Below are 13,922 nucleotides of genomic sequence, written 5' to 3'. Positions count from 1 at the left end.
CGCCGCTCACTCGCTGACGACTCCGCGGGCGTGTTCGATGTCGAGCTTGAGCTGCTCGACCAGGGCGTCGATGCCGTCGAACTTGCGCTCCGACCGGAGGAAGTCGACGAACTGCACCCTGGCCGGTTCGCCGTAGAGGTCGCCTTCGTAGTCGAGCAGGTGCGCCTCGAGCAGGGAACTGTCGGCATGCTCGTAGAAGGTCGGCCGGCGCCCGAGGTTGATCGCGCACGGGTGTTGCGAGCCGTCAGGACGTTCGTAGACACCGGCGTACACGCCGTCGGCGGGCAGACAGACACGATTCGACACCTCGACATTGGCCGTGGGGAATCCGAGCAATCGGCCCCGCTGGTCACCTTGGACGACCACGCCGCGGGCCTCGAACGGTCGGCCGAGCATCGCGGTCGCGAGGGCCACGTTGCCACCGGCGAGCGCACGGCGGATGGCGGTGCTGCTCACCGGTTCGTCGACACCGTCGGCCCGTGAGACGAGCACCACCGGCTCGACGTCGAACCCGTACGTCTCACCGATCTCGCGGAGTAGTGCGACGTTGCCTTCGCGGTGGCGCCCGAAGTGGAAGTCGTCACCGACGACCACGCATTCGGCGTGTAGGCACTTGACCAACACCCGCTCGATGAACGCGAGCGGCGACTCTTCGGCCATCTCCTGAGTGAACGGCAGGACCACCGCGGCGTCGATGCCGGTCGCCTCGAGGAGCTCCATGCGCTGATCGTGATCGGTCAGCAACTTCGGCGCCGACTCGGGACGAACGACCGTCGCCGGGTGCCGATCGAAGGTCACCACCGCCGACCGGGCATCGCGTTCGGCGGCGAGCGCACGCACCTGGGCGATGACGGCCTGGTGGCCGTGGTGCAGCCCGTCGTACGCTCCGATGGTGAGCACCGTCCGCTCGGAGGGGAACGGTTCGGTCGAGGCGTCGGTGATCACCAGCACGCCTGCTGACGCTACCTGCCGATGGCGGTCGGGAGCACGACGGACGGTTTGGCCTCGTCGTCACGGAAGGGCTCGTAGACCGCGAGCAGGACCCCGTCGTCGGTGAACAGTGCCCACGGTCCGACTCCCTCGAACCGAGGCAGTACCCGGCCGTTGCCGACGAGCGCGGCAGTCGGTTGGTCGATGACGACCGCGGTGAGCCCGCGCACGGCGGTCTCGACCGGCAGGAGCTCACACTCGTCGGGAGCGCCGGACTCCTCGATCGTGAACGCCCCGACCGCCGTGCGGCGCAGGCGTCGCAGGTGCGCTCCCCCGCCGAGCAGGTGCCCGAGGTCGGCCGCCAGGGTTCGGATGTACGTCCCGGCCGTGCACGTCACGTCGATCGTGAACACGCCGGGATCGGGTGCCGCATCGATCGTCAACGACGAGATCGTGACCGGTCGGGGTTCGCGTTCGATCTCGATGCCTTCACGGGCGAGTTCGTGGAGACGTTTGCCGTCGACCCGGATCGCCGACACCATCGGCGGGATCTGCATGATGTCGCCGGTCAGGTGTTCGGCGGCGACCCGCCGGGCGTCGTCGAGCGTCACCGCCGCCATGTCGAACGTGGCCGTGACCTCGCCCGACGAATCGAGGGTGGAGGTCTCCGTCCCCAGGACGACCTCGCCGACGTACCGCTTCTCGGTCTTCTCGATGAACCGGAGGAGCTTCGTGGTCATGCCGACCGCGACCACGAGGACGCCGGTGGCGTCGGGGTCGAGCGTGCCGGCATGACCGACCTGCCGCTCGTGGAACCGTCGGCGCAACATGCCGACGACGTCGTGGCTGGTGACGCCGGCGGGTTTGTCGACGACGCAGAGGCCGTGGGTGGTGGCGGGCTTACGCCTCGCCACGGCGCTGACGGTCTTCGCGGAGAATGTCGTCGATCCGCTCTGCCGACCGGAGCGCGATGTCGGGCTGGAAGTCGAGGATCGGCGTCTTCTTGGCCCGGATCTGCTTGCCGATCGACGACTGCAGCCGGGCCCGGTTCTCGTCGAGCGCGGCGATGATGTCGGCGTCGCCGTCCTCACCCGCGAGCGAGTCGAAGAAGACATGCGCACGATTGAGTTCGTTGTCGACCTCGATACCGGTGACCGTGACGAACGCCAGGCGCTCGTCGTCGATCCGGACGAGTTCTTCTGCGATGATCTCGCGCAGCGTCTCGCCGACCCGCGCCGAGCGCGGGTACTTGTGCCCGCCCCCGCCACGAGTCGATCGTTTGCCACGCCCTGCCATGGTCAGCTGCTCAGCGTGCGAGCGACCTCGCGCTCGTCGTAGGTCTCGATGACGTCGCCGGGCTTGAGATCCTGGAAGTCGGACAGACCGATACCGCACTCGAAACCGGCGCGCACTTCTTGCGCGTCGTCCTTGAAGCGGCGCAGCGAGGTGATGCTGCCCTTCCAGATGATCGTGCCGTCGCGGAGGAAGCGGACCTTCGAACCACGGGTGATGACGCCGTTCTGCACCAGGCAACCGGCGATCGCACCGATTTTCGGTACCCGGAAGATCTCGCGAACTTCCGCGTCGCCGGTGACGACCTCTTCGTACTCGGGGGCGAGCATGCCGACCATCGCCTGCTCGATGTCTTCGAGCAGCTTGTAGATGATCTCGTACGTGCGGATCTCGACGCTCTCGGTCTCGGCCGCCTCACGGGCCTTGCGATCCGGACGGACGTTGAAGCCGATGATGGTCGAGTTGGTCGTGGCGGCCAAGGTGATGTCGTTCTCGGTGATACCACCCACGGCACGGTGCACGAACGTGAGGTCGACCTCGTCACGACCGAGCTTGCGAAGGCTCTCGGTGACCGCTTCGAGCGAACCCTGCACGTCGGCCTTGAGGATCAGGTTCAGCGTGGCGGACTCGCCGCTCTGGATCTGATCGAAGATGTCCTCGAGCTTGACGCCGGACTTCACACGGGCATCGCCGCGCTGGTCGCGCACCCGACGGTGGAACTCGCGAGCCTCACCGACGGTGCGAGCCGTCTTCTCGTCGGGAGCCGCACGGAACTCGTCGCCCGCTTCGGGCACGGAGCCCAGACCGAGCACCTCGATCGGCGTCGACGGTCCGGCGACCTTGATCTGCTCGCCCTTGTCGTTGATCATCGCTCGGACCTTGCCCCACGCGGGGCCGGCCACGATCGGATCGCCGACCTTGAGTTCGCCCTTGTCGACGAGGATCGTGGCAACGGGGCCGCGACCCTTGTCGAGGTTGGCCTCGAGCACGATGCCCTTGGCCCGCCCGGTCGGGTTGGCCTGGAGGTCTTCGAGTTCGGCGACCACGTTGAGCTGGTCGAGCAGGTCGTCGATGCCCAGGTCTTGCAGGGCCGACATCTCGACGACGATCGTGTCGCCACCCCACGACTCGGGGACGAGTTCCTGCTCGGCGAGTTCGGTGAGCACACGCTGCGGATCGGCGTTGTCCTTGTCGATCTTGTTGACCGCCACGACGATCGGCACGTCGGCCGCCTTCGCGTGGTTGATCGCCTCGATCGTCTGGGGCATCACGCCGTCGTCGGCGGCGACGACGAGCACGACGATGTCGGTCGCTTGCGCGCCGCGGGCACGCATCTGCGTGAACGCCGCGTGGCCCGGGGTGTCGATGAAGGTCAGCTTCTTGCCGTCCTTCTCCACCTGGTAGGCGCCGATGTGCTGGGTGATGCCGCCGGCCTCGCCGTCGACGACGTTGGCCGAACGGATGCGGTCGAGGACCGTGGTCTTGCCGTGGTCGACGTGACCCATGACGGTGATGACGGGCGGCCGCTCTTCGAGCAACTCCTCGTCGTCGTCGTCGCTGTCGTCGAACATCGCCTGGAGTTCGATCTCCTGCTGTTGACCCGGGTTGACGAGGAGAATGTCGGCACCGAGATCGAGCGCGAACAACTCCATGTGCTCGTCGGAGAGGCCCATGGTGACCGTGAGCATCTCGCCGTGCTGCAGGAGGAACTTGATGACGTCACCGGCGGTGCGGTTCAGTTTCGGGCCGAACTCCTGGGCCGAGACACCGCGCTCGATGACGACCGTGCCCTCGGGCACGGGTGCATCTGCTGCGGTGAAGCTCTGCTCCTGGGGCTGCAACTCGTCGCGATCGCGACGACGACGCCGCTTGCTGCGACGTGGTGGTCGGCGTTGGCCGCTCGGGCGACCGCCACCGGGGCGGGGGCCGCCACCGGGGCCGCCACCTGGGCGACCGGCGAACCCACCGGGGCCACCTCCGCCACCAGGGCGACCTGCGTAGCCACCCGTGCGACCGCCGGGACCGCCGGCAGGACGACCTGCTGCGGGCCGCGCTGAGCCGGGGGGCGGCGGGATCGGCTTGCCCGACGCGGAGACCGGACGACCGGGGGGCGGCGGGATCGGCTTGCCCGACGGCGCCCTCGGGGGTGTCGGCGGAGCGGCCGGCGCCGCCTTGGCTTCGGCGGCCTCGGGCCGTGCCGGGGGCTTGGGAGCCGAATCGGGGCCGGGGCTCGAAATGGTGCGGGCGGCAGCCGATTCGGGGCCGGGGCTCGAAATGGTGCGGGCCGCGGCCGACTCGGGGCCGGGGCTCGAAATGGGCTCGGCGGCCGGCTCCTCGGCCGGAGCCGGAGCGGGTGCCTCGGCGGGCGGCTCGGCAGCAGGTTCGGGTGCCGGCTCGGGAGTCGGTGCTTCGGCGGCGGGTGCCTCGGCGGGTGCCTCGGCGGGCGGCTCGGCAGCAGGCTCGGGTGCTTCGGCCGCGGGCGGCTCGGCGGCCGGCTCCGGCGCGGGCGCTTCGGCGGCGGGCGGCTCGGCAGCAGGCTCGGGTGCTTCGGCCGCCGGCTCCTCGGCGGGCTTCGCCTCGCTCGCTGCCGGCTTGGCCGCTGCCTTCTTGGCGGCGGCCTTCTTCTTGGCCGGCTTCTTCTTCGGCTCGGGCTTCGGCTCCTCGGGCTGTTCGTCCCGGGTGAGGCCGTCACGAACTGCCCGCCGGCGAACCATGTCGGCATACGCCTCGTTGAGCGAGGAGGAATGGCTCTTGATCGGAACGCCGAGCACGCCGCACAGGTCGACGGCCTCGGCATTCGTCATGCCGAGTTCCTTGGCTAGTTCATGTACTCGGATGTTCTTCGCCACCTTGTGGGCAACCTTTCGTCGTTCGTCAGTCTCGCAGAGGCGGGGGCGTTCCCCACCTGTTCAGTCGTTCAGTTCGGCCAGTCGAGCGCTGAGTTGCTCGATCGCCTCCGGGCGCACCGTGGTACGCCAGGCTCGATCGAAGGCACGCTTGCGGCGTGCCGGCTCGAGACACCCTGATCCGCACAACCAGGCGCCACGACCGGGCGCTCGGCGATCGACACGGATCGTTCCGTCGGCGTCGAGGACGCAGCGGAGCAATCGTGTCTGCGGGTGCGGCTGACGGCACCCGATGCACGTACGGATCGGAACGTGAGCGTCACCCGGCTGCGTCATCCTCACCCTCGGCGGAAGCGGCGGCCTCCGGCTCGGTGTCGTCGGCGGTCGACTCGGCAGCAGCATCGTCGGTCGACTCGGCAGCAGCGTCATCGGTCGACTCGGCAGCAGCATCGTCGGTCGACTCGGCAGCAGCATCGTCGGTCGACTCGGCAGCAGCGTCATCGGTCGACTCGGCAGCAGCATCGTCGGTCGACTCGGCAGCAGCATCGTCGGTCGACTCGGCAGCAGCGTCATCGGTCGACTCGGCAGCAGCATCGTCGGTTGCGCCGCCTTCGGTCTGAGCGATCCAGTCGGCCTGGCTGATCACGCTGCCATCGGCGGCGTGCCATTCCATTTCGCCGGCTTCGTTCTCTTTCCACTCGCCCTCGGCGTACTCGACGTGGTCGTCGAGGTAGCTCCCGGCGGGGACGCCCTCGGCGACCTGCGTCTCGGATCGGATGTCGACACGCACGCCGGTGAGGCGAGCGGACAGACGAGCGTTCTGACCCTCGCGGCCGATCGCCAGGCTGAGCTGGTGGTCGGGCACGATCACGTCGGCGGCGGTGCCATCTTCGGAGATGTTGACCTGGTTGACCTTGGCCGGCGACAGCGCCTTGGCGACCATGTCGGCAAGGTCTTCGCTGAACGGCACGATGTCGATCTTCTCGCCTCGCAACTCGTTGACGACCATGCGGACGCGAGCACCGCGTGCACCGACGCAGGCACCGACCGGGTCGACGTTGTGGTCGTTCGACCAGACGGCGATCTTCGTGCGGTGCCCTGGTTCACGGGCGCATGCCTTGATCTCGACGATGCCGTCGGCGATCTCGGGCACCTCGAGTTCGAAGAGGCGCTTGATGAGACCCGGATGCGTGCGGGACACGACGATCTGCGGGCCCTTGGCGGTCTTGCGGACCTCGACGATGTAGGCCTTCGCACGGTCACCCGGGTTGGGGCGCTCGTACGGGACCTGCTCGGCCTGCGGCAGCAGGGCTTCGACCCGGCCGAGGTCGAGCAGCGTGTAGCGCGTGTCGGTCTGCTGGATGATGCCGGTGACGATGTCGCCCTCGCGGTTCGCGTACTCCTCGAACTTGCGATCGCGCTCAACTTCGCGGATGCGCTGGCTCATCACCTGACGGAAGGTCTGGGCGGCGATGCGTCCGAGGTCTTCCTTGTCGGGCGTGTCGTCGCGCTCGTTGACCCAGTTGCCGTCCTCGTCGAGGTCGTAGGCGGTGAAGGAGAAGGTCATCGTGGTCGGATTGACCTCGACGACGACCTCGTCGGCCGCGCCGGGACGGCGCTTGTAGGCGCTCGCCAACGCGTCGACGAGTACGTGGAGGAGATCGTCCTCCGACATGCCCTTCTCCTGGGCGAGGAGGCGAATGGCTTCGCTCATGTCGAGATTGCTCACGATGGCTCCTTCTTCGAATCCGACGATTGCTGCGCGCCCGACTTCGAGGGCTGCGGCGACTTGCTCTTGGTGCTCTTCTGCTTCTTCTTCGGGGCACCCTTGCCGCCCGGCTTGGGCTGCGGTCCCCACACGAACACGGTTCGGGCGCGGTCGATGTCGGCGAGCGCGACGACCTGTTCGGTCAGGTCGGCATCGTCGAGACGGACCGTCGCGGTCGTGTCGTCGGCGGCGACGAGCACACCTTCGAAGCGACGCTGCTCGGCATTGGTGTCGGCGAGACGCACGTTGATCGTCTTGCCGATCTCGCGCTGAAAATGGGCGGGAGTGCGCAACGTGCGCTCGACACCCGGGCTCGTGACCTCGAGCGTGTACCGGCCGGGCATCGGGTCGTGGTGGTCCATCTCGCGAGAGATCAGACGGGTCGCCAGTGCGAGCTTGTCCATGTCGACGCCGCCCTCGGAACCGGGGGGCGTGTCGATCGTGACCCGCAGCGTGCCGCCCCGTTGTTCGAGGTCGTAGAGGTCGAGGTCGAGGTCGGAGGCGATCGGTTCGATCAGCTCGCGGACTCGTTGGAGTACGGGACTGTCGGTCATGTCGATTCGCCTCCTTTCACAAAACAAGGCGTGAGCCGGAGCCCACGCCTTTCGGTCACCAAACCAATAGGGATCTCTACTATAGCCGGAGGCGGGGCCCTTCTGGCGGGGTGCCTGTTCGGCTAGCGTCGCCGCCGCGGCCCACGAAGCGAGCGATCCGCCGCAACCGGCACTGACCCTGGAGCGCGGCGCGACTGGGGCGCGACAATGCCGCCGGCGACAGGGTCACATGATTCGCAACGAGCGCTCCGGGCGAGGAACTCCTCGCCGAGAACGCCCGTGCCGAGCCGGAAACCCGCCCCTCGACCCAAGGAAGCCCATGTGACCGACCACCACGTCCTCATCGTCGGCGCCGGCCTCATGGGCCGCCGCCACCTCGAAGCCTTCTCGTCCCTCAGGACACAGCACACCTCGATCGCGATCTCGATGTGCGATACCGACGACGCGCAGCTGGCAGAGATCGCGGAGATGGCACCCGACGTCGGTCTGGTCACGGATCTCGATGCCGCGCTCGACGGATCGTGGGACGGCGTCGTCGTCGCGACGCCGGCCCACACGCATCTCGCTGTCGGCCGACGCGTCACCGCTGCCGGGTTCCCTCTCCTCATGGAGAAGCCACTCACCCTCGTCCCCGACGGTGTCGCCGAGTGGGCCGAGGAGTGCAGGGCATCCGGCGTACCGGTGATGGTCGCATACCCGCTGATCAGCAGCGACCTCGTCATCGAACTGCGTGACCGGGTGCTGTCGGGCGACATCGGAACACCGATCCAGTTCGTGTCGATGCGCGGCGCCCACCAACCGACCGTCCGACCCGACTACGCAGACACCTACTACGCCGATCTGGCCACGGGTGGTGGCGTCGTCTACGACATCCTCACCCACTCGGTCAACATGGGCGAATGGATGCTCGGTCCCATGACCGAGGTCTCGGCCGACACCGACAACTACGTGCTCGGCGACGTCGACGTCCCCGACACCGTGCACATGGTGGGGCGTCACGGTCCCGTGATGGCGGTGTACTCGATCGGCCACCACCAGGAGCTCTTCGAGTTCATCATCACCGTGCACGGCACGGCCGGCTCACTGCGTCTCGATCTGTACGGCGACACGCTGTCCCGGTCCTCCGGACCGAACGGCACCTGGGCCACGGTGAGCACGAGTCACGACCCGCATCGTCGCTGGCTCGCCAGCCAGGCGCAGACGTTCCTCGACGTCGCCGCGGGAACCGCGACCCCACCCTGCGACCTGCTCGGTGGGCTCGCAACCGTCCGCTCCATCGCGGCGGTCATGGATTCGGCGGCGACCGGTCGTCGTGTCGACATCGCCGGCGACGCCTGAGCATCGGGCTCGGCGGCCGTACTCCAGGGTCGATCGGCGGCCCCTGCAGGAGCGAGCAGCGATGACCCGTCGGTCGCGATCGGTGTAGCGTCACGGTCGTGAGCGAGGGAGCGAGCGATCGGACGGTACCCGAATCCGAGCGGTCCCGCGGCTCGGGAGCGACGGTCCTGCGGTTCCCCTCCAACCGGCCACCCGTCGCGACGCAGGTCGATGTCGACCCACCCCGCCTCCGTGACGTCATCGGTGACGTGCTGCGCGACGAACGGCAGCGCCAGGAGCGCACCCTGGCCGACGTGGCCGACGAGGCCGCCGTGTCGCTGCCCTACCTGTCAGAGGTCGAGCGTGGCCGCAAGGAGGTGTCCTCCGACGTCTTGGATGCGATCGGCACGGCACTCGATCTGCCGCTCGTCGAGATCCTCGAACGGTCCGCCGAGCGCCTCCGCATCGAGGGCCGCTCGGTCCAACACCGGATCGAGTCGGCGGCGCGTTCAGATGGTGTTCGGGGTCAGCGCACGACCCGTTTCCAGCTGGCCGCCTGAGTTCGCGGCGGGCACCACGTCCGCCGCGCCGTAGGCGACGGCCTCCGCGCCGGCCAGCACCAACGCCCGGTCGGTGTCGGCTCGGACGTCGGCGACCGATCGGCCGGTGTGGCGGGCGAGCAACGACTCCATCTCGCCACGGACCCTGGCCAGTTCGGCTGCTTCGAGCGCCAGGTCGCTCATCGACCCGCGCCGGCCGTCGGCGTGTGGTTGATCGAGCAACACCCTGGCGTGTTCGAGGACGGCCCGCTTGCCAGGGGCTCCGGCGGCCAACAGCACGGCCGCCGAAGAGGCTGCCTGGCCGACGCACAGCGTGGCGACGTCGGGTGCGACGAACTGCATCGTGTCGTAGATCGCCAGCATCGCGGTGAACGACCCGCCCGGCGAGTTGATGTAGAGGTGGATGTCGTGGTCGGGTTGCACAGCGGCGAGGTGGAGCAGTTGTGCGATCACCACGTTGGCGACGCCGTCGTCGATCGGCGTGCCGATGAAGATGATCCGGTCGCCGAGGAGCCGGCTGTAGATGTCGGTGACGCGTTCACCGCGCGGGGTCGTCTCGATGACGGTGGGGATCGTGTAGCTGCTCATGCCGCACTCCCCTGCACACCCGATGCCAGGCCGACCCGCCGGACCACTCGTCGCGGCAACACCTCGTCGAGCGAGTGGACGATGTGGTCGACGAAGCCGTACTCGAGTGCCTGTTCCGCGTCGAACCACCGGTCGCGGCCGACGTCGTCGACGACCTGCTCGATCGGGGTGTCGGTGTGCCGGGCGATGATCGAGCGCATCCGGTCGAGCGTGGCCACGAGGTTGGCGGCCTGGATCTCCACGTCGGCCGCCGCTCCCCCGATCCCTGCCGACCCTTCGTGCATCAACACCTGCGCGTTCGGGAGCGCGAACCGTTTACCCGCCGCGCCGGCGCACAGCAGCACCTGCCCCATGCTCGCGGCCAGGCCGGTGGCGACGGTGACGACGTCGTTCGGGATCAACTGCATCACGTCGTAGACGGCGAGACCGGCGAGCACCGAGCCGCCGGGCGAGTTGATGAACAGGCAGATGTCGGAGTCGGGGTCGTCGGCGGAGAGCGCCAGGAGTTCGGTGATCAGCCGGTGGGCGGACTCGTCCGACACCTCGTCGGCGAGCATGAGGATCCGCGCATCGAGCAACCGGTCGGACAACGGTCGGGCAGCAGCAAGGGTCATCCCGCCAGCGTCGCCGCGGGACGTGGTGGTGATGCACCTTTCTGCCGCAGGCAGAAACGTGAGCTCGGGCAGAACGGCGATCGTCGACAGCCGTCGTTCGACGGATCGGCGGCGGCGAGACCTTCGTCGTCGACCGTCCCCCGGATTGATCGCGCGGTGATCAGTGCGTCAGCGGCGGGATTCCATCCATTCGACGATGGCGGGGCGCAGCCAGAGTCGCGGTCGACCGTTGCCGAGATCGACGACCGGGCGGGGCATGTCCGCATAGCGACGCTGATACAGGCTGACGCTGTTGGCGTGCGCCAGACCGAGCAGCGACGCGAGTTCCCGCGAGTCGATCAGCTCTTCGGTGTTCACCATGGGCGCCATGCACACAATCTAGCCCTGTTGTCTCACCCCGTAGACACCTCGCGTCTACGCCCATAGACTGCCTCGGATGAAGCCGAAGGCGAACGATCCCTGCTGGTGTGGCACCGGCGCCAAGTACAAGCGCTGCCACGGCGATCGCCGTGCACTCGACCACCCACCGGTTCGCATCGGCAACGTCACGCCACCCCGACCGGTCCCCGACCACATCGAGCGCCCCGACTACGTCACGACCGGACGCATCTCGACGCCACGGACACCCCAGATCCACGACGCCGAGTCGCTCGTCCGGATGCGTCACGCATGCGCGGTGGGCGCCGAGGTGTTGCTGCGCACCGGCGAACACGTCGAAGTCGGCCGGACCACCGAGGAGCTCGACGAGATCGCCCACCAGACCTACATCGAGCTCGGCGCCTACCCGAGCACCCTGCATTACCACGGGTACACCAAGTCGATCTGCACGTCGGTCAACGGCGTGATCTGCCACGGCATCCCCGACGACCGCCCGCTCGAAGACGGCGACATCGTCAACATCGACGTCACCGCATTCATCGACGGGATGCACGGCGACAACTCGGCGACGTTCCACGTGGGCACACCGACGCCGGCGATGGTCGGCCTCGTCGAGACGACCAGGGAGGCGACGCTGCGAGGTATCGCCGCGATCCGACCGTTCGAGCCGCTCCAGAACGTCGCCCATGCGATCGAGACGTTCTCGACGTCCCGTGGGTACCGGGTCGTCGCCGAGTACGGCGGGCACGGCATCGGTCGGACGTTCCACGCCGACCCGCACGTGCACCACTGCGTCGACCGGCGCGACGAGGCCGTCGTGGTGCCGGGCATGACGTTGACGGTCGAACCGATGCTCCTCACGGGCCGCCCCGGCTTTCACCAGGCCGACGACGGCTGGACCGAACACGTCGACGACAATCGGCCGTCGGCCCAGTTCGAACACACCGTGCTCGTCACCGACGCGGGCGCCGAGATCCTGACCGTCACCGACGACGGTCGCACCGCGGTCGGCACCCTGGCCGACCTCCACCTCGCCGGCGACCGCTCCGCCTGATTTTCGCCTGATCGTCTGGTCGCGGGCACCGCCCGGGACAGGTACCCCACCGACGCCGACGCGTCGGTGCGACCTCGAACGGGCGGTGAGGTTCGACGACCGGACCGTGCCGACACCGACCCGATGACGGGCCCTACGACTGGTCGAGTCGGAGGGGCACCCGCACGAGGTCGAAGTCGAGCGGGTCGGTGGCGTTGATCCGGGTGAAGTACAGGTACGGCGTCTCGCCCGTGGTGTCATAGCTCATCGATTCGCTCGCCGGGTCGATGAGCGTGGCGTAGGGCTCGAACGGCGGTGCGTCGGCGGTGTAGACGAATTCGGCGGCCTGGATGAACACCGGATCGGTCCAGGTGATGAGATCGGTCGACGTGGTCAGGTACTGGCCGTTCGGGCCGTGGTTGGTGAATCCTCCGATCGCGACGAACCGTTCGAGATGGGTGTTCCAGGTCAGGCCACCGATCGGCGGCGACACCACCGACGCGCAGTCGGCCGGCGCGTCGACGTTGCCGTCGTAGGCGGATGCGGCGAAGGAGAGGTTGAACCCGTCGCCGTCCCAGGCGCGCCACGACGACGGGTCGTCGATGGTGTCGGTACGGAGCAGGCACGTGAACTGCACGCCGCGGTCGCGACGATCGTCGAACTGCGACAGCATGTAGAAGTGGCCGTCGGTCGGGTGGCGCACGATGTTGCTCGGCTGCCACATCGCCAACAGGCCGACGTCGTGTTCGTACGGCACGCCCGGTGATGCGATCACGCCGGATGCTCCCGTCGACGGGCTGAACGTGGCACCACCGTCGGTCGACACCGACGAGGTCAGTTCGACCTGCTGGCAATCCCACGTGTCGCCGGTGCAGACCTCGCCGTCCGACGTGATCACCACGGCGAACTCGGTGGCGTCGAAGCTCGAGTCGGCACCGGCGACGACCACGAAGTCGATGGTCTCCCCCGCCGTCAGTTCGAGGTCGAGTCGCTGCTCGACGGCGGGGTTGCCGTCGTCGAGCACCTCGGACAGCAGCACGTCGTCGCCACGTACGACGGTGACGGTCACGCCGTCGCCCCCGGTCGCTGCGCGTCCAGCCGAGACGTCGATCACGTACCTGCCGTCGGACGGTGCGGTGTAGCGGCGGACGGCATCGCACCCGATGTCGGGGTGGGCACCCCAGAAGTCGACGAGGCAGAGCGTGTCGCCGTGTCGGTAGCCCGACAGGGCCGGGGTCATCTCGACCGGCCCGGCGCCGGTGCGGGCGAGGTACGACCAGCCCTGGTCGCCGTACTCGTTCAGGAGGGCTCGTCGCGAGTCGGCGAGTGCCGCTTCGTAGCCGTGGTACTCGTTGTGGATCACGGCGTGAACCGTCTCGCCGTCGTCGGTGTACACCGCCGCGATCCACTCGAAGTGGGCGTGCGCGGCGGGGTCGTGGTCGTAGCTCGACGGGCGGATGATCTCGCACGAGGGTGCAACGTCGTCGAGGCTCGGGCCGACGAGGCGTGTGTTGGAGGGCGCCGAGAGGATGACGCTGGTCGAGCCGTCGGCGCTGCGGAACGCGCGTGCCGGCAGGTCGGGGCGCTGGAAGTCGCCGCACGCCTGCTCGGAGTAGTCGAACACGACCTCTTCGTCGCCGATCACCTCGACCATCACGACCGGAAGCGGTTCGGGGGTGGGTGCCGACGTCGTCGTGCCGCTCGCGGTGCTGCTCGGGGCTTCGGTGCTGCTCGTTGGCGACGTGGCGGCGGGCGACGAGGTGCTCGGCACGGTGGTGTCGACCAGGTCGGTCGTGGATGCAGCCGACGGCTCGACCGACGAACCGCCGCACGCGGCGGCAATGATCGCGAACAATGCGGCGGTCGCTGCGCCGATCGGTCGACGTCGTCGGCGAGCGGCCCAGCGGGCCACCGTCACGTCTCGCACCGTGCCACTCGGTCACCGGCGTCGCGATCGGAGTGCGAGCAACGGCGGCGTGGGTCGGCGATCCGCACGAAACGCAACGTAGCAGGCACCCCGGCACTGTCGGCCTGGACGAAA

General features: G+C 68.5%; 13 protein-coding genes. 3 read left to right on the top strand and 10 right to left on the bottom strand.

Annotation, left to right across the window (positions count from 1 at the left end):
* Positions 1 to 6: 6 nt before the first annotated feature.
* From R8G01_00845 to rimP, 6 genes are all read right to left on the bottom strand, one after another.
* Positions 7 to 951, bottom strand: coding sequence for a bifunctional riboflavin kinase/FAD synthetase (locus tag R8G01_00845; GenBank protein MDW3212516.1), 945 nt, complete (start codon positions 949 to 951; stop codon positions 7 to 9).
* Positions 952 to 962: 11 nt separating this feature from the next.
* Entirely contained in the window at positions 963 to 1,844 is an 882-nt protein-coding gene (gene truB / locus R8G01_00840; protein MDW3212515.1) for a tRNA pseudouridine(55) synthase TruB, read from the bottom strand.
* Positions 1,831 to 2,226: a 30S ribosome-binding factor RbfA gene (gene rbfA, locus R8G01_00835; protein MDW3212514.1), complete on the bottom strand. Its 396-nt coding sequence runs from the start codon at positions 2,224 to 2,226 to the stop codon at positions 1,831 to 1,833. Before rbfA ends, truB begins: the two co-directional genes overlap by 14 nt.
* Positions 2,227 to 2,228: 2 nt before the next feature.
* Positions 2,229 to 5,072 (bottom strand): translation initiation factor IF-2, encoded by a 2,844-nt coding sequence (gene infB / locus R8G01_00830; protein ID MDW3212513.1) that lies wholly within the window; start codon positions 5,070 to 5,072, stop codon positions 2,229 to 2,231.
* Positions 5,073 to 5,388: 316 nt separating this feature from the next.
* Complete coding sequence (gene nusA, locus R8G01_00825; GenBank protein MDW3212512.1) at positions 5,389 to 6,798, bottom strand: transcription termination factor NusA; 1,410 nt, start codon at positions 6,796 to 6,798, stop codon at positions 5,389 to 5,391.
* Positions 6,795 to 7,391, bottom strand: a complete 597-nt coding sequence (gene rimP, locus R8G01_00820; GenBank protein ID MDW3212511.1) for a ribosome maturation factor RimP — start codon at positions 7,389 to 7,391, stop codon at positions 6,795 to 6,797. Before rimP ends, nusA begins: the two co-directional genes overlap by 4 nt.
* Before the next feature lie 321 nt (positions 7,392 to 7,712).
* On the opposite strand from rimP, the gene R8G01_00815 reads away from it, so the two are divergent.
* Entirely contained in the window at positions 7,713 to 8,729 is a 1,017-nt protein-coding gene (locus tag R8G01_00815; GenBank protein MDW3212510.1) for a Gfo/Idh/MocA family oxidoreductase, read from the top strand.
* Positions 8,730 to 8,827: 98 nt separating this feature from the next.
* Entirely contained in the window at positions 8,828 to 9,268 is a 441-nt protein-coding gene (locus tag R8G01_00810; GenBank protein MDW3212509.1) for a helix-turn-helix domain-containing protein, read from the top strand.
* Here R8G01_00810 and R8G01_00805 read toward each other — a convergent pair.
* From R8G01_00805 to R8G01_00795, 3 genes are all read right to left on the bottom strand, one after another.
* Positions 9,218 to 9,856: an ATP-dependent Clp protease proteolytic subunit gene (locus R8G01_00805; GenBank protein ID MDW3212508.1), complete on the bottom strand. Its 639-nt coding sequence runs from the start codon at positions 9,854 to 9,856 to the stop codon at positions 9,218 to 9,220. The genes R8G01_00810 and R8G01_00805 overlap by 51 nt on opposite strands.
* Positions 9,853 to 10,470, bottom strand: coding sequence for an ATP-dependent Clp protease proteolytic subunit (locus R8G01_00800; protein ID MDW3212507.1), 618 nt, complete (start codon positions 10,468 to 10,470; stop codon positions 9,853 to 9,855). Before R8G01_00800 ends, R8G01_00805 begins: the two co-directional genes overlap by 4 nt.
* Positions 10,471 to 10,638: 168 nt before the next feature.
* Positions 10,639 to 10,839 carry a hypothetical protein gene (locus R8G01_00795; GenBank protein MDW3212506.1) on the bottom strand — a complete coding sequence of 67 codons (201 nt, stop codon included), beginning with the start codon at positions 10,837 to 10,839 and terminating at the stop codon, positions 10,639 to 10,641.
* A gap of 67 nt (positions 10,840 to 10,906) precedes the next feature.
* Here R8G01_00795 and map point away from each other — a divergent pair, with 67 nt between their 5' ends.
* Entirely contained in the window at positions 10,907 to 11,902 is a 996-nt protein-coding gene (gene map / locus R8G01_00790; protein ID MDW3212505.1) for a type I methionyl aminopeptidase, read from the top strand.
* Between the two features lie 133 nt (positions 11,903 to 12,035).
* On the opposite strand, the gene R8G01_00785 is transcribed toward map, so the two are convergent.
* Entirely contained in the window at positions 12,036 to 13,799 is a 1,764-nt protein-coding gene (locus R8G01_00785; GenBank protein ID MDW3212504.1) for a hypothetical protein, read from the bottom strand.
* Positions 13,800 to 13,922 lie beyond the last annotated feature (123 nt).

It is taken from the genome of Ilumatobacteraceae bacterium (assembly GCA_033344875.1).
Lineage (GTDB): Bacteria > Actinomycetota > Acidimicrobiia > Acidimicrobiales > Ilumatobacteraceae > Ilumatobacter.
The sequence above is the reverse complement of the archived record's forward strand: the minus strand, read 5'-3'. Positions and strand labels throughout refer to the sequence as shown.